This is a genomic window from Aureimonas sp. Leaf427 (genome assembly GCF_001425485.1).
GTDB lineage: Bacteria > Pseudomonadota > Alphaproteobacteria > Rhizobiales > Rhizobiaceae > Plantimonas.
Map to the genome: position 1 here is coordinate 225,643 of NZ_LMQW01000051.1, position 24,463 is coordinate 250,105.

Genomic DNA, 24,463 nt, shown 5'->3' on the forward strand with positions numbered 1-24,463 from the left:
TATTTCGGGGGGCGGGAATGACGCTGGCATTGATGTTTCCGGGTCAGGGCAGCCAGAGCGCCGGCATGGGCCGGGCGCTGAGCGAGGCGTTCGCCGAGAGCCGCCGCGTCTTCGACGAGGTGGACGAGGCGCTCGGCGAGCGGCTCTCGACACTCATCTTCGAGGGGCCGGACGACGAGCTGACCCTCACCGCCAATGCCCAGCCCGCCCTCATGGCGGTGTCGTTGGCGGCGTTGCGCGCCATGGAAGCCCGCGGATTCGACCTCTCCGCCCGCGCCGCCTTCGTCGCGGGCCATTCGCTCGGCGAATATTCCGCGCTGGCGGCCGCCGGCTCGCTCGGCATCGGCGAGACGGCGAAGCTCCTGCGCATCCGCGGCGAGGCAATGCAGGCGGCCGTTCCGGCCGGGCGCGGCTCGATGGCGGCCATTCTCGGCCTCGATCACGAGGCGGTCGCAGCCGTCACCGCCGATGCGTCCGATCGGAGCGGCGCCTGCCAGCCCGCCAACGACAATGGCGGCGGGCAGATCGTCATTTCCGGCGAGGCCGGCGCCGTCGCCCGCGCCATGGCGCTCGCCACCGAGCGCGGCGCCAAGCGCGCCATTGCCCTCAGCGTCTCCGCGCCCTTCCACTCCGCCCTGATGCAGCCGGCGGCCGAGCGCATGGCCGAGGCGCTGGCGGGTGCAACGATTCGCCCGCCCGTCGTGCCGCTCGTCGCCAATGTCCTCGCAGCCCCGATCACCGATCCCGGCGAGATTCGCCGCCGTCTCGTCGAGCAGGTGACGGGGCAGGTCCGTTGGCGCGAATCGGTCGAGTTCATGGCCTCGGCCGGCGTCGACACGCTGTTCGAGGTCGGCAGCGGCAAGGTGCTGGCCGGGCTTGCCAAACGCATCGACAAGTCCTTGAAGGCACAGAGCATCGGCACGCCCGCCGACCTCGACGCGGCGCTGGCGCCCGCCACCTGATCTTCATCGCCCCGGCGCCCGTCCGGAGCGCCGAAACCGGCCGGAGAGGCCGACGAGACATCGGAGCTGATTCCATATGTTCGACCTGACCGGCCGCAAGGCCCTCGTCACCGGCGCATCCGGCGGCATTGGCGAGGCCATCGCCCGCGCCCTCCACCAGTCGGGCGCTACCGTCGGCCTGCACGGCACGCGCCGCGAGAAGCTCGATGCTCTCGCCGCCGATCTCGGCGAGCGCGCCCATGTCTTCCCCGCCGATCTCGGCAACCGCGACGATCAGAAGGCGCTGGCCGAGGCGGCGGACAAGGCGATGGACGGGGTCGACATCCTCGTCAACAATGCCGGCGTCACCAAGGACGGGCTCTTCGTGCGCATGTCCGACGACGACTGGGACAAGGTCATCGAGATCGACCTCACCGCCGCCTTCCGGCTGACGCGCGGGCTGACCCACGCCATGATGCGCCGCCGCTTCGGCCGCGTCATCAACATCACCTCCATCGTCGGCGTGACCGGCAATCCGGGTCAGGCGAACTACTGCGCCGCCAAGGCCGGCATGATCGGCTTCTCGAAGTCGCTCGCCCAGGAAATCGCCTCGCGCAACGTCACGGTGAACTGCATCGCGCCCGGCTTCATCTCGAGCGCGATGACGGAAAAGCTGAACGACAAGCAGAAGGAGGCGATCATGTCGGCCATCCCGATGCGCCGCATGGGCGAAGGCGCCGAGATCGCCGCCGCCGCCGTCTTCCTCGCCTCCAACGAGGCCGCCTACGTCACCGGGCAGACGATCCACGTCAACGGCGGCATGGCGATGATCTGATCGAACAGGCCGACCCGTCCGTGTTTCGGGTTGGCTCTGATACCCCACGGACTTTGACCTTCACCGCGACCATGCTAAGCGCAAACCGTGAATGCGGCGAAACCGCCGCGTTCCTGGGGGCGCCCGATCGCGAGTGCTTGATTCACCAACGGCCCGCGTCTAACGAGAGCGGCGAAGCAACCCAACTGAGGACGAGACATGAGCGATACCGCTGAGCGCGTGAAGAAGATCGTGATCGAGCATCTGGGCGTCGAGCAGGAGAAGGTCACCGAGAACGCGAGCTTCATCGACGATCTCGGCGCGGACAGCCTGGACACGGTCGAGCTGGTCATGGCCTTCGAGGAAGAGTTCGGCGTCGAGATCCCGGACGATGCCGCCGAGACCATTCTCACGGTCGGCGACGCCGTGAAGTTCATCGAGAAGAATCAGGCCTGATCCGCGGGGCGGGCCACCGCCGTCGCTGAAGAGTGTAGCATGAGACGAGTCGTCATCACCGGCATCGGGATGGTCAGCCCTCTCGGCGCTGGCGCCGACACGACCTGGAAGCGCTTGCTCGCCGGCGAAAGCGGCGCGGGCAAGATCACGTCCTTCCAGGTCGACGACCTGTCGTGCCAGGTCGCCTGCCAGATCCCGATCGGAGACGGTTCGGGCGGGACCTTCAATGCCGACCAGTGGTTGGAGCCGAAGGAACAGCGCAAGGTCGATGATTTCATCGTCTATGCGATCGCGGCCGCGACTGAGGCGCTGGACGATGCGAACTGGCATCCCGAGACCTATGAAGACCAGATCGCCTCCGGAGTCCTGATCGGCTCCGGGATAGGCGGTCTGGAGGGCATCGAGCGCACCGCGCTTCTGATGGCCGAGAAGGGTCCGCGCCGGATCAGTCCGTTCTTCATTCCGGGCAGCCTGATCAATCTCGCTTCCGGCCATGTCTCCATCCGCAACAAGCTGAAGGGCCCGAACCACTCCGTGGTCACGGCCTGCTCGACCGGGGCGCATGCCATCGGCGACGCTTCGCGGCTGATCGCGCTCGGCGATGCCGACGTGATGGTAGCCGGCGGTGCCGAATCGCCGGTCTGCCGGCTGTCCATGGCGGGCTTCGCCGCCTGCCGCGCGCTGTCCACCCATTTCAACGACGATCCGACCAGAGCCTCGCGGCCCTATGACCGCGACCGCGACGGTTTCGTCATGGGCGAGGGCGCCGGCATCGTCGTGCTCGAGGAATTGGAGCATGCGCAGGCGCGCGGCGCCAAGATCTATGCCGAAATCGTCGGCTACGGCATGTCCGGCGATGCCTATCACATCACCGCTCCCGCCGAGGACGGCGACGGCGCCTTCCGCTGCATGTCCGCCGCCCTGAAGCGCGCGGGCATCGGTGCCTCCGATCTCGACTACATCAATGCCCACGGCACTTCGACGCCGCTCGGCGACGAGATCGAGCTGCGCGCCATCGAGCGCCTGCTCGGCGACAGCGCGACGGGCACGCTGATGTCCTCGACCAAGTCGGCCATCGGCCATCTTCTCGGCGCTGCCGGGTCGGTCGAGGCGATCTTCTGCGCCCTGGCGATCCGCGACGGCGTCGTTCCGCCCACGATCAATCTCGACAATCCGTCCGTCGAGACGAAGATCGATCTCGTGCCGCACGTCAAACGCGAGCGGCGCGTGGACATCGCCCTGTCCAATTCCTTCGGCTTCGGCGGCACGAACGCCTCCCTCGTGATGCGCCGCTTCGAAGGCTGACACCGGCGTCCTGGAGAAGGGGCCACGGGTATCACGGCGCGCCCCCTTTGACATGCTCGGGAGGTGCGGCGGAGCTGATGCCGCCGTCCCGCCCTGACTGAGGTTGGGCCACCGGTATGACACCCTTGCCCGAGCCTTGCCGGGAACAGGGTTCTCGCTGCGATAACCGGGCTTTCGCCACAATGGGATGATGCTTCGGCGCTTCCTTTCATGATGTTCCGAGGGCCAGCGCGTGAGCGACGAGACGAGAGGCGGCGACGCCCGCAAGTTGACGCCCCGCTCCGCGACGGAGGCTCTTCGCCCGAGCGCGGGTCCCGTGCCGCCCCGGCGGTCGCGAGGGGCCCGGAACCAGATCGTCGTCTTCTTCAACTTTCTGTTTTCCGCAGCGCTCGTCATCCTCCTTTGCGCCGCCGCCATCGTCTATTGGGGCAAGACCGAGTTCGAGGGCCCCGGTCCCCTGACGGAGCAGGCCTCGCTGCTCGTGCCGCGCTCGTCGAGTCTGGAAAGCATCGCCTCCAATCTCGAGCGCTCCGGCATCATCTCGGATGCCCGCATCTTCGAATACGGCGTCCGCTTCTCCGGCGTCGCCGGGCAGTTGAAGGCAGGCGAATACGGGTTCGAGCCGGGCTCCAGCATGCGCGACGTCATGGAGAAGCTGCAGAGCGGTTCCTCCATCCTCTATTCGGTGGCGATTCCCGAAGGCTGGACGATCCAGCAGATCTACGATCGCATCGGCAAGGAGGAGGTCCTGACCGGCGCTCTGCCCGCCATGGTGCCGGAGGGCACGCTTCGGCCAGACACCTATCGCGTGCAGCGGGGCATGAGCCGGGCCGAACTCGTCGCCAAGATGAAGGCCGCGCAGACCGAACTCGTCGAGGAGATCTGGGCGCGCCGCGATGCCGACCTGCCGGTCAAGGATGTCGGCCAGTTCGTCGCGCTCGCCTCGATCGTGGAGAAGGAGACAGGCCGCGCCGACGAGCGGTCGCGCGTCGCCTCCGTCTTCCTCAACCGGCTGCGCGAGGGCATGCGGCTCCAGTCGGACCCGACGGTGATCTATGGAATCTGGGGCGGCGCGGGCAAGCCGGCGGACGAGCCCATCCGCCAGTCCCACCTGAAAAGCAACACGCCCTACAACACCTATGTCATCAAAGGCTTGCCGCCCGGCCCGATCGCAAATCCGGGCAGGGCGGCGCTCGAAGCCGTGGCCAACCCGTCGGCGACGGACGACGTCTACTTCGTCGCGGACGGCACGGGCGGTCACGTCTTTTCCAAGACGCTCGACGAGCACAATGCCAATGTCCGCCGCTATCGCCAGATCGAACGCGAGCGCAATGCGGCCGCCGCCGCGGCGGACCCGAACGATCCGATCGTCGGTGAATAGGCGGCTATGAATGGACGTCGGGCCGAGGCGCTGGCATCCTGACAACACCGACAGCTTCCGCCCCTGATTCCCGTCCAACCCTGTTGCCATCCAAGGAGCGAGCGATGCCCGTTGCGAGCATGACGGGTTTTGCCCGGGTCGAAGGCGAGATCGAGGGCACCGCCTTCGTCTGGGAAATCCGCTCGGTCAACGGCAAGGGTCTCGATCTGCGCCTGCGACTGCCGCAGGGATACGAGGGCGCGGAGGCCGATCTGCGCAAGACGGCGGGCGCCCGCCTGTCGCGCGGCAATCTCCAGGTCTCGCTCTCGGTCCGCAGCGCCGAGGAGCTTCCGGCTTTCGCGGTCAACGAGCGAATGCTGGCGGACGTCCTGGCCTTGAGCGACCGGCTGATCGCCAACGGACATGCCGTCACGCCGACCGCCGACGGCATCCTGGCGCTGCGCGGCATCATCGAGCCCGCGCAGGAGGCGGCCGCCTCGCCCGACAGCGAAGCGGCACGGCGCCGGATCGTGCTCGACGCCTTTCCTTTGGCGCTCGACCGGCTGGAAGCCTCGCGCTGGAGCGAGGGTGAGGCGTTGAGGGCGGTGCTTTCCGAGCGCCTGTCGGAGATCGCGACCCTGGCCGCCCGGGCCGAAAGCGACCCTTCGCGCCGACCGGAAACCATCCGGGCACGGCTCGCGGCGCAGGTCGCCGAGCTGATCGGCGCCGCGCCGAGGCTGGACGAAGCGAGGCTTCACCAGGAGGTCGCGCTGATCGCCACCAAGGCCGACATCCGCGAGGAGCTCGACCGGCTGCGGACCCATGTGGACGCCGCGCAGAAACTTCTGGACGAAGGGGGCCCGATCGGCCGGCGGCTCGATTTTCTTTCCCAAGAATTTAACCGGGAATCCAATACGATCTGTTCCAAGTCCAATTCCGCGAGCCTCACGGCGATCGGCCTCGACCTGAAGGTCGTCGTGGATCAATTTCGAGAACAGGTCCAGAATATCGAATGAGGCAGATGAACCAGATACAACCCGCCGCGGACATTCAGCGCCGCGGCCTGATGCTCGTACTGTCCTCGCCCTCCGGCGCCGGCAAATCGACGATCGCCCACCACCTTCTCGAAAGCGACCCGCGCTTCTCGCTCTCGGTCAGTGTGACCACGCGCCAGCGCCGGGGCAGCGAGATCGAGGGCCGGCACTACCATTTCATCTCCGTCGAGGAGTTCGAGGCCAAGCGCGACGGCGACCAGCTTCTGGAATGGGCCGAGGTCCACGGCAATTTCTACGGCACGCCCCGCCGCGCCGCGGAGGCCGCGATGCGCGAGGGCCGCGACATGCTCTTCGACATCGACTGGCAGGGCGCGCGCCAGCTTCAGGAGCAGGCCCGCGCCGACATTGTTTCGATCTTCATCCTGCCGCCGTCCATGACGGAACTGCGCAACCGGCTTCAGCGCCGGGCGGAGGATTCCGGCGAGACGATCGCCATGCGTCTGCAGAACGCCCGGGTCGAGATCGAACGCTGGCGGGACTACGACTATGTCGTCGTGAACTACGACCTGAACGAGGCCTTCACCGAGGTCCAGTCCATCGTCGCGGCCGAGCGCCTGCGCCGCGACCGCCGCCCCGGCCTCTTCGACTTCACGGCCGAATTGCTGTCAGAGAAGCTCGACTAACGCCGCATTATGCCGCCGTGGCGCCGCCTTATGCCAGGGCGGCGAGGCGGCAGAATTCTTCGATCGAGAGGGTTTCGGCCCGGCGCTGCGGGTCGATCTCGGCTTTGACGAGAAGAGCCTCGCCGCCGAGCGGCTTCAGGCTCTGCCGGAGCATCTTGCGGCGCTGGCCGAAGGCGGCGGCTGTCACGGCCTCGAGGCGCGCCAGCGGAACGTCGATCGGCTTGGCGCGCGGCGCGATGCGGATGACAGAGGATGTGACCTTCGGAGGCGGCGTGAAGGCTTCCGGCGAAACGTCGAAGAGGATTCGGGAATCCGTGCGCCAGCCGGCGAGGACGCCGAGCCTTCCATAGGCGTCGGAGCCGGGCGCGGCGACGATGCGTTCGGCGACCTCGCGCTGGAACATCAGCGTCAGGTCGCTCCAGGCGGGCGGCCAGGAGGCGCCGCCGATCCAGTTGAGAAGCAGCTGCGTGCCGACATTGTAGGGAAGGTTCGCGACAACCTTCAGCGGCCGACCCTCCGCCAGCGCCGCGATATCCACCTTCAGCGCATCGGCCTCCACGACCGTCAGGCGGCCTGGATGGTGGTCGGCGATCTCCGCGAGGGCGGCGAGGCAGCGCGGGTCCTTCTCGATCGCGATGACATGCTCGGCCCCTTCGGAAAGGAGCGCGCGCGTCAGGCCCCCGGGCCCAGGGCCGACCTCCACCACGACATGGCCGGCGAACGGCGCGGCCTGCCGGGCGATCTTGCCGGTCAGATTGAGGTCGAGCAGGAAATTCTGGCCGAGCGCCTTCTTGGGCTCCAGCCCATGCCGCTTCAGGACATCCCGCAGCGGCGGCAGGCCGTCGAAGGCGGTGGCGGCGCTCAAGAGACCTGCGCCGAGGCACGCCGAACCATGCGCTCGGCAAGGGTCAGGGCCGCCATGAAGCTGGCGGGACGGGCGCGGCCCGTTCCGGCCAGCGTCGCGGCCGTGCCGTGGTCGGGCGAGGTGCGGATCAGCGGCAGGCCGAGCGTGACGTTCACCGTCTCGTCGAAGGCCAGCGCCTTGGCGGGAATGAGAGCCTGGTCGTGATACATGCAGAGCGCGACGTCGTAGCCCGCGCGCGCCTCGGCATGGAACATCGTGTCGGCGGGGAGGGGGCCGAAGGCCTCGATCCCCTCCTCGATCAGCGCCGCCACGGCGGGCGCGATGATCGCCTCGTCCTCCGACCCGATCGCGCCGCGTTCGCCGGCATGCGGGTTGAGGCCGGAAACCGCGAGGCGCGGACGCGCGATGCCGAAATGGCGGATGTAATGGTCGGCGACGATGCGCCCGGTCTCTACGATGAGTTCGGTCGTCAAAAGCTCCGCCACGTCGCGAAGCGGAACGTGGATCGTGACCGGCACGCAGGAGAGATCCGGGCCGGCCAGCAGCATGACCGGCATGAAGCGGCCGCCGAGGCGCCGCTCGCAGAGATCGGCGAGATATTCGGTGTGGCCGGGATGGCGAAAGCCCGCGTCGTAGAGCGCCTTCTTGTCGATCGGCCCGGTCACGACCGCGCCCGCCCGGCCGTCGAGCACCAAGGCCGCCGCCCGGTCGATCGCCTCGACGGTTCCCAGCGCATTGGAAGGATCGAGCCGGCCCGGCCGCTCGTCCTGCCGGTTGACGAGAGGTAGGATCGGCAGGCGATCGGCGAAGACCGCCGGCGCCTCGTCGGGCGCCGCGATCTCGGCGAAGGGAATGTCGTAGCCGAGCCGGTCGGCTCGCGCGCGCAACATGGCGGGATCGGCGAAGACGGCGAAGGGTGCAAACCCCCGCTCGCCGCGCCGGCGATAGGCGTCGAGCGCGATGTCGGGGCCGACCCCGCTCGGCTCGCCGAGCGTCACGAGGGAGATGCGCTCGGGCGATCCGGGCCGCGCCGCGCCGCTCATCGACGGATGATCGCCGCCTTGTCCTTCAACTGCTTCAGAAGCTTGGCATCCGGGCCTTCCCCGCTCTTGCCCATCTTCTGCAGGTCCTCGGTCTGGAAGACCATGGCCGCGACCTTGTCGTCGGACACGCTGCGCGTCTCGCAGACGGCGAGATATTCGACGCCGCGCTCGGTCTCCTGCGGCGGCGTGGTGCCGCGACCGGCCTTCAGCACCGCGTCCTTCCAGCGATCGGGAAGCGCGGGCTGCGGCACGCGGCCGAGTTCGCGCACGGTGACGTCGCGCACGCCCTTGGCCAGCTCGTAATTGGCCGCGCAGGACTGGAAGCGCGCGCGCAGGGCGTTCGCCTGGCTCATCCGCTCGCCGACCATCGCCTTGCGCTTGGCTTCGGGCACGACGAAGATGACCTGCTGGAGCGTGTATTCGGTCGTCGTCGGCTTGTTGCCGCCGTCCTTCAGCATGCGCTGGACGACGTCCTGCTCGCTCATCGCCTCCGACTTGCGCATATTGGCCTGCACCGCCTGGCCCCAGCCCATCTGGACGCGGATGTAGTCCTTGAAGGCCTTGTCGGAGAAACCGGCCTGGCCGAGCACCTGCTTGAGCTGGTCCGGCGTCAGCTTGTTGTCGTTCGCGAACTTCTGGAAGGCCTGCTCGACCGCCTCGTTCGGAATGGAGATGCCCCGGCGCTTGGTCTCCTGACGCTTCAGCGCCTCGTCGATCAGTTCGTCCGTGGCGAGCTGGGTCGTGTTTCCATTGACGCGGCGCAGCTTCAGGAAGGCGGCGCGCTGGCGGATCTGGAAGGTCGTGATCGGCTCCTTGTTGACGATCACGGTGATTTCGGAAGCGGCCATCGCGGGGCCGACCGCGACGGTGCCCGACACGGCGGCAGCCAAAACGATCGCCAGAGCGAGCGCCGGGCGCAGGAGGAGGGAACGTGCGGTCGGCATGCGAAAGGCTCCCGAAGGGATCTGAAGCGGGGTTTCGCCCCCGTCTCCTGGATCGTCTGCGCGCTCGATAGGGGCGAGCTTTGGCGAAACGATGGTGGACGCGCTATTTCTCGTCGAGATCGTAGGAATAGTCGAAGTCGGCGATGGTTCGAAGCCCGATCTTGAACAGAAGCGTGTTCTGCGCGTCGTTGATCCGATAGGTGTCTTCGGTGCTCTGATAGCTCGCCATGATGCTGAAGCACTCGTCGAGATACTGCAGCCCGAGCGAGCGCGAGATCATCGTCTCGTTCTTCAGATCGTAGCCGAGCGAGCCGAAGGCGGTCCAGTTCTCGTTCAGCTTCAGCGAGGCGCTCGTGCCGATCTGCGACCGGTCGTCCTGGAAGCCGTAGATGGGCTGCTCGCCGATGAAGGAGTAGATGACCCCGACATTACCGCGCGAGAAGCCGTAATTCGCGCTGAGATCCGTGCGGCGAACCTCCAGCGTCTCCTCGTCGAAGCGGCCCTGCACGCCGAGCTGCAGGCCGACCGGCATCGTGAACGCGAGCGAGCTGACATAGTCGGACCGATCGCTCTCGAGGCCGCTGTCGTAGCCGACGAGGGCGAGATCGGCGTTCTGGAACGGGTTCTCGCCGGCCAGATGATAGGACTGGCCGACCATCGCGTCGAGCGCATAGCCGCCTTCGAACGTGCCGGCATAGCGCAGCCCGACATTGGCGCGCGTGCCGCCCTCGACGCGGTCGTAGCCGGAGAACTTGTCCTTGCTGAAGAGGTTCGAGGCGTCGAAGACGAGGCTCTGCGCGTCCTCGTTCGGCAGGAGGCCCGCATCCATCTCGTTCGGCCGCACCAGGAACTGCGCGATCGGCTCGATGATGTGCGACGAGTTCGCGGTCTCGATGACGACGGGATAGCGAGCCTCGAGAGCGGCGGTCGCCATGCCCTTGAAGCCGGCCTCGTCGACCGTGATGCCGCCGAGCGTCTGAGACGAGGTGCGGCCGAGCGCGATGTCGGACGGGAAGACGAAACCTGGATTGGACATGTCCGCGCGATAGGCGTCGCCGCGAAGGCCGAGAGACGGCGTCAGGACCAGCCCTTCGTCCGTCGTCAGCGTGCGGCGCCACTCGGCCTCTGCCGTGCCGCGGCTGTAATTGCCTTCCAGGGCCTGACGCCGGAAGAAGTCGTCCCGGTAGGGGAAGGTCCGGCCCACCGCGCTGGCGGCCGTGGAGGAACAGCTGCCCTTCACGATGAAGCGCGGCTCACAGAGAAGGAAGTTGGCCGCGCGCGTATCGGCGAGCTTGCGGTCGAGATGGGCCGCGTTCACGTCGATCTCGACCTCGCCGCCGAACGGGCCTTCCTCGATCCGCTCGTAGTCGAGGGAGGGGAAGACGTCCGGCTGCACGTCCTGGTCGATCCGGTCGTCGCTCTGATTGTCGAAGCGCTGCGCCCGAAGATCGAAGAAGCTGCGGTCGCCGAGACCCGTCAGATAGATTTCCGACGTGTGATAGGTCTGGTTGAAGTTCTCGATGTCGTAGGTGTTGGCGAAGTTCTTGTCCGTCTGGGCGAGGATATCCCAGCCGAAGGTCCACTGTTCGCTGAGCGCGAACTGGCCGGTCGTGCCGATCATGCCCCGCGTGTCGCGCCCGTAATCGGGCGTGTTAACGCCGAAGGCTTCCGGATCGCTCTGCGAGATACCGGCGGCCTGGATCGTGTAGTAGCCGTTTTCCGTCGCCTGCCGGAACTCGACCTCGCCGAGGAATCCCTGGTTCGAATAGTAGGTGCCGGCGACGGTCGCATCCATCGAATCCGAGATGGCGATGAAATACGGAACGCGCACGCCGGTGCCGAGCTCGGAGGACTGCTTCAGCGAGGGGACGAGGAATCCGCTCTTGCGCTTCACGGTCGGATCGGCGGCCTGGAAATAGGGCAGATAGGCCAGGGGCAGGCCGTAGAGCTCGAACTTCGCCCCGTAATAGCGGACGACCTTCTCCTTCTGGTCCCAGACGATCTTGCGCGCCTTCACCTGCCAGAGCGGCGCGCGCTCGGGATGCTCGCGGCACGCTTCGCAGGCGGTGTAGACGCCCTGCTCGAAGGTCGTGACATTGCCCTCCTCGCGCACGGCCCCGGCCGCGGCGAAGCGCGTGTTCTCGACCGTCTCGATGCGAAGAGCGGTGACGAAGCCGTCGGCGAAGTCGTCCGTGATGTCGGCGCTGTCGGCATAGACCTTGCTGCCGTCGGGCTGCAGCAGCTCGACGTCGCCCTTGGCCACGAGCCGGCGGGTCTTCTGGTTGTAGACGACCTCGCGCGTGACGAGCTTGTAGCCGCCATAGTCGATCTGGACGCCGCCGGATGCCGTGACGATGCCGCTGTCGCTGTCGCTCTCGTACGTGACGGTGTCCGCCTCGAGAAACAGCTGTGCGTCGGCGGGCACCGCGACGGTCGCGCCGAGCGGATTGATGGCGTCCTGTGCGGACGCGGGAAGTGATGCGCACCAAAGAGCGGAAAAGGCGACGCCCGCGCAAAGAGCGAGCTTCAATCCACCAGTCTTCGAAGGGCGCGAGTTCCCCCTCGCTACCATACTAACCATCCTCCTGGTGGAGCAGAATCGTCACCCCGAACAACCCTGCCGCCAACACCGGGAACCATGCCGCTACCACCGGCGGAACCACGGAGTTGCTGCCGAGTGCCTGTGCCAGGAACGTGACGACATAAAGCACGAAGCCGGCGGTGATGCCACCGGCGATCGTCCGGCTGGACTGGCCGGTACGGGCGAATTTCACCGCGACCGTGGCTGCCAGCAGCGTCATGGCGACGAACAGAGCGGGCTTGGCGATCAAGGTGTTGTAATGCATGGCGAAAGCTTCGGCATTGTAGCCGAGGCTGCGCGCGATCTCGATCTTCGAGCCGAGCTCCCAGATCGGAATTGCCTGTGGATCGGCGAGGCGCTGCTCGACATATTCGGGGCGCAGCGAGGTCGGCAGATCGAAGGAGGCGAGGCGCTGCGGCGGATAGCCGGGGCGCGTCACCGTCGGGCTCTCGATCCGCCAGCGGCCGGCTTCCAGATGTGCCGACGGCGCGTCGATGCGCTCGCTGACCGTGCCGTCCTCGGCCATGACGAAGGCCGTGACCCCGCCGAGCCTGATCCCGCCGTCCGACACCGCCTTGGCGCCGATGATCGAATCGACGCCCTCGCTGAACTGGCGCAGGAACGGCGCGCGGCCGTCGCCCTCGGTCGTGTCGCCGCCGGACAGTTCGGTCTGGAGCGAGGCGGAGCGGGACTGAGCGAAGGCCGCCACCGGATTGTAGACGAAGGTCGCGACCAGCCCGAGCAGGATCGATCCGGCGATGAAGGGGAACAGGATCTGCCAGACCGACACGCCGGCGGCGCGGGCGACGACGAGTTCCAGCTTCCGGTTCAGCGAAATGAGCGTGAAGATCGCGGAAAAGAGCACGACGAAGGGGAAGGCCTGCTCGATGAAGGTCGGAACGCGCAGGGCCGAGATCGCGGCGATCGTCAGGAGGCCGGCATCCTCGAAGCGGCCGCGACGGCTGACCTCGATCATGTCGATGAGATAAACCAGCGCGAAGAGCACCGCCAAGGTCGCGGTGAAGTTCGTCAGGAACCGGCGCAGGAAGTAGAGATTGAGGGTCCGGCTCATCGGCGGCGGCCTCCGCCGGCCTCGGCCTGCGGCCCGAGCCGTCCGATGGCACGGGTGATCGCGGCCATGCCGTCCGAGATGCGGTCGATGACGGGCAACTGCGAGACGGGGACGTCGAACCGGATCAGCGCGAGGCTGGCCGAGATCGAGAGAAGCGGCAGGGCATAGGCCAGCACCTGGAGCCGGGCGTCGCGCTCGATCAGCGAGAGGACGACGAAGCCGAGCGCCTTCAGGAACAGCGCGCCGGAGATGCCGAGCAGCATGGCGGGGCCGGGGCCCTGCCGGTTCGTGCGCGGATGCGCGGCCACCGCCACGGCCCAGAGCGCGAAGGCGATCGGATAGAGCCAGTCGCTGAAGCGCTGCGCCAGCTCGCGCGTGAAGTTCTCCGGCTTCTTCTGATAGCTCTCGTCGTTCGGATCGGGGTTCAGGAGTTCGAGCGTCGGACGCTCGGAGGTGCGAATCCAGTCCCCGTCGTTCTTCGGCTTCAGGGTGGCGAGATCGAAGGCATAGGTCTGGAACTGGATGATCGAGATCGCGCCGTCGTCGTTCGTCCGGCGGTGAAGCTGGCCATCGTAGAGGAGGAGAAGCGACTGCGCGTCCTCGTCGACGAGCCGCGCTTCCTTGGCGAAATAGGTGAGGTCCGCGCTGGGATCGCGCGAGTCGGAGAGGAACAGGCCTTCGATCGTCGAGCCGTGGACGGCGGAGACGCTCATGACGAGCCCGTTCTGCACCTCTTCGAAACGGCCGGGCTGCAGGAAGAGCGTGAGCGCGTCCGCATTGATGCTGCGCAGCCCGTCGTGGAAGCTGCGCTGCGCGGCGGGGCCGAGCACATGGGAGTTGAAGAGGCTGAGTACGGCGGCGAGGAGGCCGATCGCGAGGATCGGCTTCAGCACGACGCGGCCGGAGGCGCCGGCGGCCGACATGACGGCGCGTTCCGAATCGGCGTTGAGCGCGTTCAGCGCCTGGATCGAGCCGATCAGCACCGCGAAGGGCAGGACGCCCGCTGCCAGATCCGGCAGCAGCATCAGAGCGATCCAGAAGATGTTCCCCGCCGCGGACATGCTCGTGCGCACGATGTCGACGCGCTGCAGGGCCTGCACCACCCAGACGATGACGACGAGCGAGCCGAGCGATCCGACGGCGAAGCCGAAGGCCCGCCGGAAGATGTATCGTTCGAGAAGGCTCATGGGCAGGATCGCTTCAGGGGTCTTCTCTCTCGTCGCGCAGGCATCCGAGCCCGGATTCGTGCGAAGATCGGCGGTCCGTTCTGCCGGCCGTTTGCGCAAACTGCGCCCGCTTGGCTAAGAAAGGACCAACGAACATGGTTGACCATGCCTTAACCCCCGCTTGCGCTCTTGCAAAGACGCAGGCGGTGGCCACCATTGCGGCTGTGTCCTTTGCAACACGATGGCAGGCTTGCCATCCCGGCTCCGTCAGGGGCCGTCATCCGGCGGTTCTGCCGCCCTTCGTATCGGAGCCTTCATGTCGATCAAACCGACCATCAGCTTTGCCGGGCTGACCGCGCCCGCAGGCGGCGTCCTCGCCGTGTTCGCCGGCGAGGGCGCGTCCCTGGCAGCCTCGGTGCCGCAGCCCGTCGCGGCCGCCGTCGCGCGCGGCGCCGGCATCGCCAAGTTCAAGGGCAAGAGCCTCGTCACGCTCGATTTCCTGGCGCCCGCGGGAAGCGATCTCGATCGCGTCATCGTCGTCGGCACCAAGGCGGACAAGCCCTATGGCGAAGAGGATTGGCTGAAGGTCGGCGGCACGATCGCGGCCAAGACCAAGGGTGCCGAGGCGATCACGATCTGGTGCGAAGGCCCGCAAGGCGCGATCGGCGCGGCGGACACCGCTGCCATCGCCGCCGGCGTCGTCCTGCGCGCCTACAATTTCGACCTGTACAAGTCGAAGAAGGCCAAGAAGAACGGCGAGGACGAGGATGCCGGCAAGGATGCGCCGGCCTCCGTCACGATCGCCGTCGCCGATCCCGAGGCCGCCCGCGCCGCCTTCGCCCTGCACGAGGCGGTGGCCGAGGGCGTGATCCTCGCCCGCGATCTCGTCAACGAGCCGGCCAACGTGCTCGGCCCCGTCGAGTTCGCGGCGCGCATCGAGGCGCTGTCCGAGGTCGGCGTCGAGGTCGAGATCCTCGACGAGAAGCAGATGGCCGAACTGAAGATGTTCGCGCTGCTCGGCGTCGCACAAGGGTCGCCGCGTCCCGGCCGCATGGCGATCATGCGCTGGAACGGCGGGGCCGAGGGCGAGGCGCCCGTCGCCTTCGTCGGCAAGGGCGTCGTCTTCGACACCGGCGGCATCTCCATCAAGCCGGCCGCCTCGATGGACGAGATGAAGGGCGACATGGGCGGCGCGGCCGCCGTGACCGGCCTCATGCGCGCGCTCGCCGGCCGCAAGGCCAAGGTCAACGTGGTGGGCATCGTGGGTCTCGTCGAGAACTCCGTCGACGGCCTCGCCCAGCGCCCCGGCGACATCGTGACCGCCATGTCGGGCACGACGATCGAGGTCCTGAACACCGATGCCGAGGGTCGTCTCGTTCTCGCCGACGCGCTCTGGTACTGCCAGGACCGCTTCAAGCCGCGGTTCATGGTGAACCTCGCGACGCTGACCGGTGCCATCATCGTCGCGCTCGGCAGCCATTATGCCGGCCTCTTCTCCAACGACGACGAGTTGTCGGAGAAGCTCCACGCCGCCGGTACGGCGACGGGAGAGAAGGTCTGGCGCCTGCCGCTCGGGCCGGAATACGACAAGATGATCGAGGGCAAGTTCGCCGACATCAAGAACATCGGCAGCGGGCGCTCCGCCGGCTCGATCACGGCCGCGCAGTTCCTTCAGCGCTTCGTCAACGACGTGCCCTGGGCCCATCTCGACATCGCGGGTACGGCCATGGGCTCGCCGGCCAACGAGTACAACCAGTCCTGGGCCTCGGGCTTCGGCGTACGGCTGCTCAATCAGCTGGTGGCGGCGAACTACGAGGCGAGCTGACGAGCGGGGCGGGGTAAGACCCATCCGACATGGCCGAGGTCCTCTTCTATCACCTGACCGAAAGCCGTTTCGAGGAGGCCCTGCCGGACCTCCTCGAACGCTCGCTGTCGCGCGGATGGCGGGTCGTCGTCCAATGCACCACGGAGGAGCGGCGCAATTCGCTGGACCAGCATCTCTGGACCTTTCGGGAGGACAGCTTCCTCCCGCACGGGACGGACGAGGCCTCGAACGGCGCCCTTCAGCCGATCCTCCTGACGATCGACGCCACCCAGAAAGCCAACGACCCGCAGGTGCGATTCATGGTGGAGGGCGCGGTGCCCGGCTCGCTGGAGGGGCTGGCGCGGGGCGTCTATCTTTTCGACGGCCATGACGAGGCCCAGCTCGCAGGTGCCCGGGAGCGCTGGAAGGCCGAGAAGGCCGCCGGCCATGCCGTCACCTATTGGCAGCAGACCGAAGACCGGCGCTGGGTGAAAAAGGCCTGACGGCACGCCGCCGGAAGGCGAACGGAAGCCTCAGCCCGTCCCGTCGATGAACCGCAGCACGGCCTGAGCATAGCCTTTGGGGTCCTCGACCGGCGCGGAATGGCCGACCTGCGGCAGGAGCACGAAGCGCGCGCCCGGGATCGTGTTGGCGATGAAGAGCGTGTGGTCCCGGCTGATCGTCTCGTCATGCTCGCCGATCGCGATCTCGGTCGGCACGGGGATCGAGGAGAGCTGTTCGCGCGTGAAGTTCGGCTCGTTCGCCCAGAGCGCCTCGATCTCCTCGCTGATACTCTCGTAATGTTTCAGTTCCGGCACGTCCTTGGTCGGGTCGTGCGCGAGCGCTCCATCCGGCGTGACGTTGGCCGCCTGGATGAACATGCGCGTCAGCCGCTCGGGATGGCGGATGGCGATGTCGAGCCCGATGATGCCCCCGTCGCTCCAGCCGACCAGCGCGACCGACGACTCGCCCAGCTGGTCGAGAAGCGCCAGATAGTCGTCCGCCATGAGATCGTAGGTGATCGGCGTCTCGTCCCGTGTCGAGCGCCCTTGGCCTCGGCTGTCCGCGACGATGACGCGATGGTTTTCCGACAGCGCGGCGAGCTGCCTGCGCCAGACCTCGCCATCGGAGAGCCCGCCATGGATCAGGAGGATCGGCTCGCCCGAGCCGTAAATCTGGTAGAAGAGCGAAATGCCGTCGACCTGCGCGAAGCCCGACTCGCTCGGCCGCGGCACGCGCTCGACCGCCTCGGACGATGTGGCGAGCTGAAGGGCAAGGAGGCCGGCCAGCGAAAGGCGGAGCCAGTGCGCGGCGGTGACGGTCATCATGGTCCGCAGCCTCTATCTTAACGATGTCTTAAGACTAGCGCGCCGCGCACGCCGTGCCGAGGGCGCGCGACATGAAATCTTCGACATCCTTAAGGCGGCGGCGATCCTCCGGTTCCGGTTTCAGCCCTCCGCCAGAAGCGTCTCGTGTTCGTCCGACAGGAGAAGCCAGCGCTCTTCGATCTCGGCGAGCGATTTGGCAGCGTCCGAGCGTTTCTTGGCGAGGTCGGAGGCCTTGGCGGGGTCCTTGGTGTAGAGCGCGACGTCGCCGAGCTTCTCGTCGATCTCGGCGAGCGAGGCCTGGAGCTTGGTCATCTTGGTCTCCAGCGCCTTGATCTCGCGCCGCATGGGCGCCAGCGCCTCGCGCCGCTGGGCCGCGTCGCGGCGGGCGTCGGCGCGGCTCGTCCGGCCGTCCTCCGCCGCGTCCTCCTTGCCGCCGCCCCGGCGGGCGGAGAGGATGAGCTGCTTGTACTCGTCGAGATCGCCTTCGTAGCGCGTGACCGTGCCGTCGCCGACGAGCCAGAGCCGGTCGACGGTCGCCTCCACCATGTGCCGGTCGTGGCTGATGAGGATGACGGCGCCGGGATAGTCGTTGAGCGCCCGCACGAGAGCCTCGCGCGAGTCGATGTCGAGATGGTTCGTCGGCTCGTCGAGGATGAGGAGGTTCGGCGCGTCGAACGTGGCCAGACCCATCAGAAGCCGCGCCTTCTCGCCGCCGGACAGCGTATCGGCCGGCGTGTCCATCTTTTCCGTCGCAAGGCCCATCCGCGCGACGCGGGCGCGTACCTTGGCCTCCGGCGCGTCCGGCATCAGCCGCCGCACATGCTGCACAGCGGATTCGGCGGGGCGAAGGTCGTCGATCTGGTGTTGCGCGAAGAAGGCGATCTTCAGCCCAGGCGCGCGCGTCACCTCGCCGGACTGGGCCGTCAGCCGCTCGGCCAGAAGCTTGGCGAAGGTGGACTTGCCGTTGCCGTTCGCGCCGAGCAGCGCGATCCGGTCGTCCGTGTCGATGCGCAGGGTGAGGTTGGAGAGGATCGGCTTGTCGCCATAGCCGACCGCGACCTTCTCCATGCGGATGATCGGCGAGGCCGGGCGCTTGGCCGGCTCGTCGAAGGAGAAGGGCTGCACGTGCTCCTCGATGACCGAGGCGAGCGGCTTCATGCGCTGCAGCGCCTTCAGCCGGCTCTGCGCCTGCCGGGCCTTGGTCGCCTTGGCGCGGAAGCGCTCGACGAAGGCCTCCATATGTTTGCGCTCGGCGTCCTGCTTGACCTTCGCCTTCTGCAGCAGCTCCATCTTCTCCGCGCGCTGGCGCTCGAAATTGTCGTAGTCGCCGCGATAGAAGACCAGCTTCTTCTGGTCCAGATGAACGATCGCGTTGACGGCGTTGTTCAGAACGTCGCGATCGTGGCTGATCAGGAGCACGCTATAGGGATAGCGCGAGACGAAGTTCTCCAGCCAGAGCGTGCCTTCGAGGTCGAGATAGTTCGTCGGCTCGTCGAGGAGGAGGAGGTCCGGCCGAGAGAAGAGGACGGCCCCCAGCGCGACGCGCATGCGCCAGCCGCCCGAGAAGGACGAGGCGGGCCTGCCCTGCGCCGCCGCGTCGAAGCCGAGGCCGGAGAGGATGGCGCTCGCCCGCGCCTCCGCCGAATGGGCCTCGATATCGGCGAGGCGCAGCTGGATGTCGGAGATGCGGCCTGAATCGGTGGCCGTCTCGGCCTCGGCCAGGAGCGCCAGCCGTTCGGTGTCGGCCTTCAGCACGATCTCGATCAGCGATTCCTCCGTGCCCGGCGCCTCCTGCGCGACCTGCCCGATGCGCGTTCCGCGCGGAATGGAGACGCTGCCGCTCTCGGAGGCGAGATCGCCGGTGATGACGCGAAAGAGGGTCGACTTCCCCGCACCGTTGCGCCCGACGAGCCCGGCCTTCGTGCCCGTCGGCAGGGAGAGGCTCGCATGGTCGATGAGGAGGCGCCCGGCGACGCGGGCCGAAAGGTCGGTGATCTGAAGCATGGATCGAGCTTTGCCATGCGGAGGGCGAGGGGGGAAGGCGGTTGCGGCAGACAATCCTCGTGAAGGCGACCGACGAGGATGCTATGATCGCGCATCGTTTCGCCGAGCGGCAGAGAGGATCAGGCGCAATGGCAAAAATCGATATCGACGACGCCCTGCTGGAAGAAGCGATGCGGATTTTCGGGGCCAAGACCCCGACTGAACTCGTCGAGAAGGAGCTGCGGGAATCGCTCGGCTACCGCAAGGCGCAGCTGCGCATGCTCGACTTCAAAGGTAAGGTCGAGTGGGATGGCGATCTCGATGCCATGCGACGCGATCGTTGATCCTTATCGATACGTCGGCCTGGATCGACTATTTCAACGGAGTGCCGACGCCACCCACGCGTCAGGTCGAGAAGGCCCTGCTGACCGGTCGAGTGATTGTCGGGGACCTCGTCATGACCGAAGTTCTGCAGGGTGTTCGAGACGACCGGACGCTCAGCCGCATCGCGGACGAGCTTGCGAGGTTTAGGCAGGTGACGCTTTGCGGTCCCGACATCGCGATTCTTGCGGCCTCGAATTATCGGCTGCTTCGACGAGGCGGCATCACCATTCGGGGCACGATCGACGTCATCATCGCAACGTGGTGCATGGCGAACGATGCGGAGGTCATTCACAACGACCGCGACCTGAAGCAGATCGAACGATTGCTCGGCCTGCGATCCTATCAGTAATCGATCCGCGTCACCCCCGCTGAAACGCCACCATGTCCAGCGACGGCGCCGACCTGCCGAGCCCCGTTAGTGCTGCATGGCACTGCCCGCGATGGTGGGTCTGGTGGTTGAAGAGATGGAAAAGGGCGGGCGCGAGCATTTGCGTATGGGTGCTCGTGTCCGTCATGCGCTGGTAGGTGAAGGTACCGGCAAAGTCGGCCTCCGACTGCTCGTCGATGAAGGCGCCGAGGCGGGCGTCCTCGGCCTTGCGAGCCGAGCGGAGTTCGCCGAAGGCCTCGTGAAGGATCGCGTCCAGCCTGTTCGGCGCCTCGCCCGCGCCGGTGAAGCGCTTCATCCAGATTCGGTCGGTGGCGAGAAGGTGGTTCAGCGTCCGCATGAGGGAGCCGAAGAAGAGCCCGCGATCGGCGACGAAGGTCTCGGGCGAAAGCTCGGCGATGGCCGTGTAGAGCCGCTCGTTCGCCCAGGCATTGTAGCCCGCGAACATCTGGAAGGTTTCGCGGTACATGGTGCGCCTCCGATCGGGTGGCGCATGCTAGATCCCCGTATCCGCCTCGTCCAGCGCGCCATGCCTTGCCGCCTCTTGGCCGCGCGGCTATAGAGCGCCCAACCCTTTCGGCGAGAGCTGCACCAAGCCGTTCTCCGCCTTCCTTCCAAACCCCTCACGAACCAAAGGACGAACACGATGGCGGTCGAACGCACGTTTTCCATGATCAAGCCCGACGCGACGCGTCGCAACCTTACCGGCGCGATCACCAAGATGCTGGAAGAGGCGGGCCTGCGGGTCGTGGCCTCCAAGCGCGTCTGGATGAGCCAGCGCGATGCGGAAGGCTTCTACGCCGTCCACAAGGAGCGTCCCTTCTTCGGCGAGCTGGTCGAGTCCATGTCGGCCGGCCCGACGATCGTCCAGGTTCTGGAAGGCGAGAACGCCATCGCGCGCAACCGCGAAGTGATGGGCGCCACCAACCCGACGCAGGCAGCCGAGGGCACGATCCGCAAGGCGCACGCCCTCTCGATCGGCGAGAACTCGGTGCACGGCTCCGACGCCCCCGAGACCGCCGCCGAGGAGATCGCCTACTGGTTCTCGCAGACCGAGATCGTCGGCTGATCCAGCCGCGTCTCGATTGATCGACAGACGAAACCCCGGTCGCTCGAAGGAGCGGCCGGGGTTTTTCGTTTGCGGCGATGGGAGCGGTTCAGCCGAGGGCGGGCGAGATCAACCGGGCCTGCTCGGCCGCCGGCGCGAGGCCGCCGAACTCCGTGCGTCCGTCCACGAAGCGCGCGTAGCCGTCGAGGACCAGCCGGAGCGCATGCGGATAGAGCTGATGCTCGGCCTTCAGCACCCGCGCGGCGAGGTCGTCCGGCGTGTCGCCCGGTTCGACCGGCACGGCGGCCTGCGCGATGATCGGACCGCCATCCATTTCGAAGGTGACGAAATGCACGCTCGCCCCATGCAGCCGAACCCCGGCGGCGAGCGCGCGCGCATGGGTGTCGAGCCCGGGAAAGAGCGGCAGGAGCGAGGGGTGGATGTTGATCATCCGCCCGGCGAAGCGCTCGCAGAACTCGGCCGAGAGAAGGCGCATGTAGCCGGCGAGGCAGATGAGATCCGGCCGTGCCGCCTCGATGGCCGCGATGACGGCGGCCTCGTGCGTGGCCTTGTCGGGAAGGCCCTGCCGCGGCACGGCGGTCGCCTCGATCCCCAGCTCGTGCGCGAGTTCGAGCCCGCCCGCATTCGCCTTGTCGGCGATGACGGCGACGATCTCGCCGGGAAAGTCCGGCGCCTTCGCGGCCTCGACCAAGGCGCCCATGTTGGAGCCGCGCCCGGAGAGAAGGACGACGATGCGCTTCTTCGTCTGGCTCAAAGGGCGAGCTCGCCATTGTAGAGGACGGCCTCGCCGTCGCGATGGACGAGACGGCCGAGCGGCACGACCTCTTCGCCCTCGCTCTGGAGGATCGCCGACACGGCGGCCGCCTCGGCCTCGGACACGACGACGATCATGCCGATGCCGCAGTTGAAGGTGCGCAGCATCTCAGGTGCCGCGACGCCGCCGGTCTTGGCCAGCCAGCGGAAGACCGGGGGCGTGTGGATGGCGAAGAGGTCGATCTCGGCGGCCAGATGATCGGGCAGGACGCGCGGAATGTTCTCGGGGAAGCCGCCGCCGGTGATGTGGGCGAGGGCCTTGATGCCGCCGAGCTCGGCGACGTGCTCGGCGCGCAATGCCGCCAGAAGCGACTTCACGTAGATGCGCGTCGGCTCGATCAGCGCTTCGCCGAGCGTCGCGGCCTTGGTTTCGAAAGGTGCCGGCGCCGCATAGTCGGCCCCGGCGAGAGAAACGATGCGGCGAACCAGCGAATAGCCGTTGGAATGGACGCCGGAGGAGGCGAGGCCGAGAACGATGTCGCCGGCTGCGAGCGCCCCGCTCGGCAGGAGCTTGCCGCGCTCTGCCGCGCCGACGGCGAAGCCCGCCAGATCGTAGTCCTTCTCCGCGTAGAGGCCGGGCATTTCGGCCGTCTCGCCGCCGATCAGCGCGCAGCCGGCCTGTTTGCAGCCCTCCGCGATGCCCTTGACGATCGCTTCGCCCTGCGCCGGATCGAGCTTACCGGTCGCGAAATAGTCGAGAAAGAACAGCGGCTCGGCGCCTTGCACGACGAGGTCGTTGACGCACATGGCGACGAGGTCGATGCCGATCGTGCCGTGAAGGCCGGTGTCGATCGCGATCTTCAGCTTGGTGCCGACGCCGTCATTGGCCGCGACGAGAACGGGATCGGTGAAGCCGGCCGCCTTCAGATCGAAGAGCCCGCCGAAGCCGCCGATCTCGCCGTCGGCGCCCGGCCGGCGCGTCGCGCGCACATGCGGCTTGATCCGCCGCACCATCTCGGTGCCGGCATCGATGTCGACGCCGGCATCGGCGTAGGTGAGGCTGTTCTTCTGCTCGCTCATGGGCATCCGTCCTGTGCGGGACCTGAAGCGGAACCTCGGCATCGGTGCGAGCGTCCCAAGCGGTCTCCTTGGGGTTTGAGGTCGCACGGAAGGCGGTGTTGCGGCAAGAGCTTGGACGCGTCGAGCCTTGCCCGTCCCAAGCCTTGACCCGGTCACACCGGCCTGACTATCTCCCCATCTTGCCGCCCGCGGAGACGCATTTCACCGGCGGGGCTGACGGAGACGGCCGGAATGAGCAACGACCGCAACCGGATGCTGCGACGGCAGGCCATGTTCTGGGGCATCACGGCCCTCGTGGTCCTGGCCCTTCTCTACCTCTTCGCCGGCATTCTCCTGCCCTTCGTCTTCGGCATGGCGATCGCCTATTTCCTCGATCCCGTCGCGGACTGGCTGGAGAAGCGCGGGCTGTCGCGGCTGATGGCGAGTCTGGTGATCCTCCTCGTCTTCATCGTCGTTCTCACGGGCACGATGCTCGTCGTCGTTCCCGTGATCGGCAGCCAGATCGCCTCCTTCGTGGAGCGCCTTCCGTCCTATCTGGACCGGCTTCAGCAGCTGGCGCTCCAGGCGCGCACCGGTCCGCTGCAATGGCTGTTGCCGGGCGACGAATCGGCGCTGAAGCAGGATTTCGGCAAGATCGTCAGCGAGGGCTCCGGTCTCGTCTCCACCGTGATGGCCTCGCTCTGGACGTCCAGTCTGGCCTTCGTGAACTTCCTGTCGCTCTTCGTCGTCACTCCGGTCGTCGCCTTCTACCTGCTCCTCGACTGGGACCGGATGGTGCGGCGGATCGACGACTGGGTGCCGCGCCAGCATGTGACGACGGTTCGCCGCCTTGCCTCCGAGATCGACCGCGCCGTCGCGGGGTTCCTGCGCGGACAGAGCAGCGTCTGCCTGATCCTCGGCACCTATTATGCGGTCGGCCTGTCGCTGGTCGGCCTGAACTTCGGCCTTCTCATCGGCCTCTTCGCAGGCCTCATCTCCTTCGTTCCCTATGTAGGCTCGACGGTCGGCCTGTTCCTGGCGCTCGGCGTCGCACTTGTGCAGTTCTGGCCGGACTGGATCTGGGTCGCGGCCACGCTCGCCGTCTTCTTCACCGGCCAGTTCTTCGAGGGCAACATCCTTCAGCCCAAGCTCGTCGGCGCCTCGGTCGGGCTCCATCCGGTCTGGCTGATGTTCGCGCTCTTCGCCTTCGGCGCGCTGTTCGGCTTCGTCGGCCTGCTGATCGCGGTGCCGGCCGCGGCCGCGGTCGGCGTTCTCATGCGCTTCGTGATCAACCAGTACATGCAGAGCGAGATGTATTACGGACGCAGCCTCGGGCAGGAGATCTCCAAGCCCGGCGCCCTCGCGGGACAGCCGATGCGCGCGGCGCTCGACGCCGAGTTCCGCCCGGTCCTGCCCGGCGGCGATGCGGTCCCGAAGGCCTGATGGCGCGCGGGTGGGCGAACCGGCCGGAGG

At 67.2% G+C, this 24,463-nt stretch carries 24 protein-coding genes; 13 read left to right on the plus strand and 11 right to left on the minus strand.

The window, feature by feature from the left end; genetic code table 11:
* Positions 1–17: 17 nt before the first annotated feature.
* The 7 genes from fabD (at position 18) to gmk (ending at position 6,554) form a co-directional block, all read left to right on the plus strand.
* Positions 18–962, plus strand: coding sequence for an ACP S-malonyltransferase (fabD, locus tag ASG62_RS21805; protein ID WP_056690347.1), 945 nt, complete (start codon positions 18–20; stop codon positions 960–962).
* Positions 963–1,038: 76 nt separating this feature from the next.
* Positions 1,039–1,776, plus strand: a complete 738-nt coding sequence (gene fabG / locus ASG62_RS21810) for a 3-oxoacyl-[acyl-carrier-protein] reductase (protein ID WP_056690350.1) — start codon at positions 1,039–1,041, stop codon at positions 1,774–1,776.
* Positions 1,777–1,974: 198 nt separating this feature from the next.
* Positions 1,975–2,211: an acyl carrier protein gene (locus ASG62_RS21815; protein ID WP_056690353.1), complete on the plus strand. Its 237-nt coding sequence runs from the start codon at positions 1,975–1,977 to the stop codon at positions 2,209–2,211.
* Positions 2,212–2,250: 39 nt separating this feature from the next.
* A complete protein-coding gene (fabF, locus tag ASG62_RS21820) occupies positions 2,251–3,516 on the plus strand; it encodes a beta-ketoacyl-ACP synthase II (protein ID WP_056690356.1) in 1,266 nt (421 codons plus the stop codon).
* A 232-nt stretch (positions 3,517–3,748) separates the two neighbouring features.
* Positions 3,749–4,897 carry an endolytic transglycosylase MltG gene (gene mltG / locus ASG62_RS21825; protein WP_056690359.1) on the plus strand — a complete coding sequence of 383 codons (1,149 nt, stop codon included), beginning with the start codon at positions 3,749–3,751 and terminating at the stop codon, positions 4,895–4,897.
* A 104-nt stretch (positions 4,898–5,001) separates the two neighbouring features.
* Positions 5,002–5,892 (plus strand): YicC/YloC family endoribonuclease, encoded by an 891-nt coding sequence (locus ASG62_RS21830; RefSeq protein ID WP_056690362.1) that lies wholly within the window; start codon positions 5,002–5,004, stop codon positions 5,890–5,892.
* 5 nt (positions 5,893–5,897) lie between these two features.
* Positions 5,898–6,554 (plus strand): guanylate kinase, encoded by a 657-nt coding sequence (gene gmk, locus ASG62_RS21835; protein WP_056690799.1) that lies wholly within the window; start codon positions 5,898–5,900, stop codon positions 6,552–6,554.
* 28 nt (positions 6,555–6,582) lie between these two features.
* Here gmk and rsmA read toward each other — a convergent pair whose 3' ends face one another.
* The 6 genes from rsmA to ASG62_RS21865 all read right to left on the minus strand — a co-directional run bounded on the left by rsmA (position 6,583) and on the right by ASG62_RS21865 (position 14,246).
* Positions 6,583–7,419, minus strand: coding sequence for a 16S rRNA (adenine(1518)-N(6)/adenine(1519)-N(6))-dimethyltransferase RsmA (rsmA, locus tag ASG62_RS21840; protein WP_056690365.1), 837 nt, complete (start codon positions 7,417–7,419; stop codon positions 6,583–6,585).
* Positions 7,416–8,462 (minus strand): 4-hydroxythreonine-4-phosphate dehydrogenase PdxA, encoded by a 1,047-nt coding sequence (pdxA, locus tag ASG62_RS21845; protein ID WP_056690369.1) that lies wholly within the window; start codon positions 8,460–8,462, stop codon positions 7,416–7,418. Before pdxA ends, rsmA begins: the two co-directional genes overlap by 4 nt.
* Complete coding sequence (locus ASG62_RS21850; RefSeq protein ID WP_056690372.1) at positions 8,459–9,406, minus strand: SurA N-terminal domain-containing protein; 948 nt, start codon at positions 9,404–9,406, stop codon at positions 8,459–8,461. Before ASG62_RS21850 ends, pdxA begins: the two co-directional genes overlap by 4 nt.
* A gap of 103 nt (positions 9,407–9,509) precedes the next feature.
* On the minus strand, positions 9,510–11,936 hold the full coding sequence (locus ASG62_RS21855; RefSeq protein ID WP_244487469.1) for an LPS-assembly protein LptD: 2,427 nt from the start codon (positions 11,934–11,936) through the stop codon (positions 9,510–9,512).
* Between the two features lie 43 nt (positions 11,937–11,979).
* Positions 11,980–13,059, minus strand: a complete 1,080-nt coding sequence (lptG, locus tag ASG62_RS21860; RefSeq protein ID WP_056690378.1) for an LPS export ABC transporter permease LptG — start codon at positions 13,057–13,059, stop codon at positions 11,980–11,982.
* Complete coding sequence (locus ASG62_RS21865; protein ID WP_056690380.1) at positions 13,056–14,246, minus strand: LptF/LptG family permease; 1,191 nt, start codon at positions 14,244–14,246, stop codon at positions 13,056–13,058. The genes lptG and ASG62_RS21865 overlap by 4 nt, the downstream gene beginning before the upstream one ends.
* Positions 14,247–14,541: 295 nt before the next feature.
* Here ASG62_RS21865 and ASG62_RS21870 point away from each other — a divergent pair, with 295 nt between their 5' ends.
* Together ASG62_RS21870 and ASG62_RS21875 are read left to right on the plus strand one after the other, a co-directional pair.
* Complete coding sequence (locus ASG62_RS21870) at positions 14,542–16,050, plus strand: leucyl aminopeptidase (RefSeq protein ID WP_056690382.1); 1,509 nt, start codon at positions 14,542–14,544, stop codon at positions 16,048–16,050.
* A 29-nt stretch (positions 16,051–16,079) separates the two neighbouring features.
* On the plus strand, positions 16,080–16,532 hold the full coding sequence (locus ASG62_RS21875) for a DNA polymerase III subunit chi (RefSeq protein WP_056690384.1): 453 nt from the start codon (positions 16,080–16,082) through the stop codon (positions 16,530–16,532).
* A 30-nt stretch (positions 16,533–16,562) separates the two neighbouring features.
* Here the strand turns inward: ASG62_RS21875 and ASG62_RS21880 are convergent, their stop codons facing one another.
* On the minus strand, positions 16,563–17,357 hold the full coding sequence (locus ASG62_RS21880) for an alpha/beta fold hydrolase (RefSeq protein WP_056690387.1): 795 nt from the start codon (positions 17,355–17,357) through the stop codon (positions 16,563–16,565).
* A 120-nt stretch (positions 17,358–17,477) separates the two neighbouring features.
* Positions 17,478–19,361 (minus strand): ABC-F family ATP-binding cassette domain-containing protein, encoded by a 1,884-nt coding sequence (locus ASG62_RS21885; protein ID WP_056690390.1) that lies wholly within the window; start codon positions 19,359–19,361, stop codon positions 17,478–17,480.
* 59 nt (positions 19,362–19,420) lie between these two features.
* Between ASG62_RS21885 and ASG62_RS21890 the strand changes: the two genes are divergently transcribed.
* Both ASG62_RS21890 and ASG62_RS21895 read left to right on the plus strand, forming a co-directional pair.
* A complete protein-coding gene (locus ASG62_RS21890) occupies positions 19,421–19,684 on the plus strand; it encodes a type II toxin-antitoxin system VapB family antitoxin (protein ID WP_244488611.1) in 264 nt (87 codons plus the stop codon).
* A complete protein-coding gene (locus tag ASG62_RS21895; protein WP_056690394.1) occupies positions 19,681–20,073 on the plus strand; it encodes a PIN domain nuclease in 393 nt (130 codons plus the stop codon). Before ASG62_RS21890 ends, ASG62_RS21895 begins: the two co-directional genes overlap by 4 nt.
* A 10-nt stretch (positions 20,074–20,083) precedes the next feature.
* Here ASG62_RS21895 and ASG62_RS21900 read toward each other — a convergent pair whose 3' ends face one another.
* Positions 20,084–20,578 (minus strand): DinB family protein, encoded by a 495-nt coding sequence (locus tag ASG62_RS21900; protein ID WP_056690396.1) that lies wholly within the window; start codon positions 20,576–20,578, stop codon positions 20,084–20,086.
* Between the two features lie 177 nt (positions 20,579–20,755).
* On the opposite strand from ASG62_RS21900, the gene ndk reads away from it, so the two are divergent.
* Positions 20,756–21,178: a nucleoside-diphosphate kinase gene (ndk, locus tag ASG62_RS21905; RefSeq protein ID WP_056690399.1), complete on the plus strand. Its 423-nt coding sequence runs from the start codon at positions 20,756–20,758 to the stop codon at positions 21,176–21,178.
* Positions 21,179–21,266: 88 nt separating this feature from the next.
* Here the strand turns inward: ndk and purN are convergent, their stop codons facing one another.
* On the minus strand, positions 21,267–21,878 hold the full coding sequence (gene purN / locus ASG62_RS21910) for a phosphoribosylglycinamide formyltransferase (protein WP_244487482.1): 612 nt from the start codon (positions 21,876–21,878) through the stop codon (positions 21,267–21,269).
* A 50-nt stretch (positions 21,879–21,928) separates the two neighbouring features.
* Entirely contained in the window at positions 21,929–23,011 is a 1,083-nt protein-coding gene (gene purM / locus ASG62_RS21915; protein ID WP_056690803.1) for a phosphoribosylformylglycinamidine cyclo-ligase, read from the minus strand.
* 231 nt (positions 23,012–23,242) lie between these two features.
* Between purM and ASG62_RS21920 the strand changes: the two genes are divergently transcribed.
* Positions 23,243–24,433: an AI-2E family transporter gene (locus tag ASG62_RS21920; RefSeq protein WP_056690407.1), complete on the plus strand. Its 1,191-nt coding sequence runs from the start codon at positions 23,243–23,245 to the stop codon at positions 24,431–24,433.
* Positions 24,434–24,463: the final 30 nt, after the last annotated feature.

What these genes read in the sequence shown, in the direction of transcription:
- ASG62_RS21850 (WP_056690372.1), bottom strand. Translation starts at nt 9,406, where the DNA reads ATGCCGACCGCACGTTCCCTCCTCCTGCGCCCGGCGCTCGCTCTGGCG.
- ASG62_RS21875 (WP_056690384.1), top strand. Translation starts at nt 16,080, where the DNA reads ATGGCCGAGGTCCTCTTCTATCACCTGACCGAAAGCCGTTTCGAGGAG.
- fabF (WP_056690356.1), top strand. Translation starts at nt 2,251, where the DNA reads ATGAGACGAGTCGTCATCACCGGCATCGGGATGGTCAGCCCTCTCGGC.
- ASG62_RS21885 (WP_056690390.1), bottom strand. Translation starts at nt 19,361, where the DNA reads ATGCTTCAGATCACCGACCTTTCGGCCCGCGTCGCCGGGCGCCTCCTC.
- purM (WP_056690803.1), bottom strand. Translation starts at nt 23,011, where the DNA reads ATGAGCGAGCAGAAGAACAGCCTCACCTACGCCGATGCCGGCGTCGAC.
- ASG62_RS21815 (WP_056690353.1), top strand. Translation starts at nt 1,975, where the DNA reads ATGAGCGATACCGCTGAGCGCGTGAAGAAGATCGTGATCGAGCATCTG.
- ASG62_RS21830 (WP_056690362.1), top strand. Translation starts at nt 5,002, where the DNA reads ATGCCCGTTGCGAGCATGACGGGTTTTGCCCGGGTCGAAGGCGAGATC.
- fabD (WP_056690347.1), top strand. Translation starts at nt 18, where the DNA reads ATGACGCTGGCATTGATGTTTCCGGGTCAGGGCAGCCAGAGCGCCGGC.
- lptG (WP_056690378.1), bottom strand. Translation starts at nt 13,059, where the DNA reads ATGAGCCGGACCCTCAATCTCTACTTCCTGCGCCGGTTCCTGACGAAC.
- ASG62_RS21920 (WP_056690407.1), top strand. Translation starts at nt 23,243, where the DNA reads ATGAGCAACGACCGCAACCGGATGCTGCGACGGCAGGCCATGTTCTGG.
- gmk (WP_056690799.1), top strand. Translation starts at nt 5,898, where the DNA reads ATGAACCAGATACAACCCGCCGCGGACATTCAGCGCCGCGGCCTGATG.
- purN (WP_244487482.1), bottom strand. Translation starts at nt 21,878, where the DNA reads ATGGGCGCCTTGGTCGAGGCCGCGAAGGCGCCGGACTTTCCCGGCGAG.
- ASG62_RS21880 (WP_056690387.1), bottom strand. Translation starts at nt 17,357, where the DNA reads ATGATGACCGTCACCGCCGCGCACTGGCTCCGCCTTTCGCTGGCCGGC.
- ASG62_RS21900 (WP_056690396.1), bottom strand. Translation starts at nt 20,578, where the DNA reads ATGTACCGCGAAACCTTCCAGATGTTCGCGGGCTACAATGCCTGGGCG.
- fabG (WP_056690350.1), top strand. Translation starts at nt 1,039, where the DNA reads ATGTTCGACCTGACCGGCCGCAAGGCCCTCGTCACCGGCGCATCCGGC.
- ASG62_RS21865 (WP_056690380.1), bottom strand. Translation starts at nt 14,246, where the DNA reads ATGAGCCTTCTCGAACGATACATCTTCCGGCGGGCCTTCGGCTTCGCC.
- ndk (WP_056690399.1), top strand. Translation starts at nt 20,756, where the DNA reads ATGGCGGTCGAACGCACGTTTTCCATGATCAAGCCCGACGCGACGCGT.
- pdxA (WP_056690369.1), bottom strand. Translation starts at nt 8,462, where the DNA reads ATGAGCGGCGCGGCGCGGCCCGGATCGCCCGAGCGCATCTCCCTCGTG.
- ASG62_RS21870 (WP_056690382.1), top strand. Translation starts at nt 14,542, where the DNA reads ATGTCGATCAAACCGACCATCAGCTTTGCCGGGCTGACCGCGCCCGCA.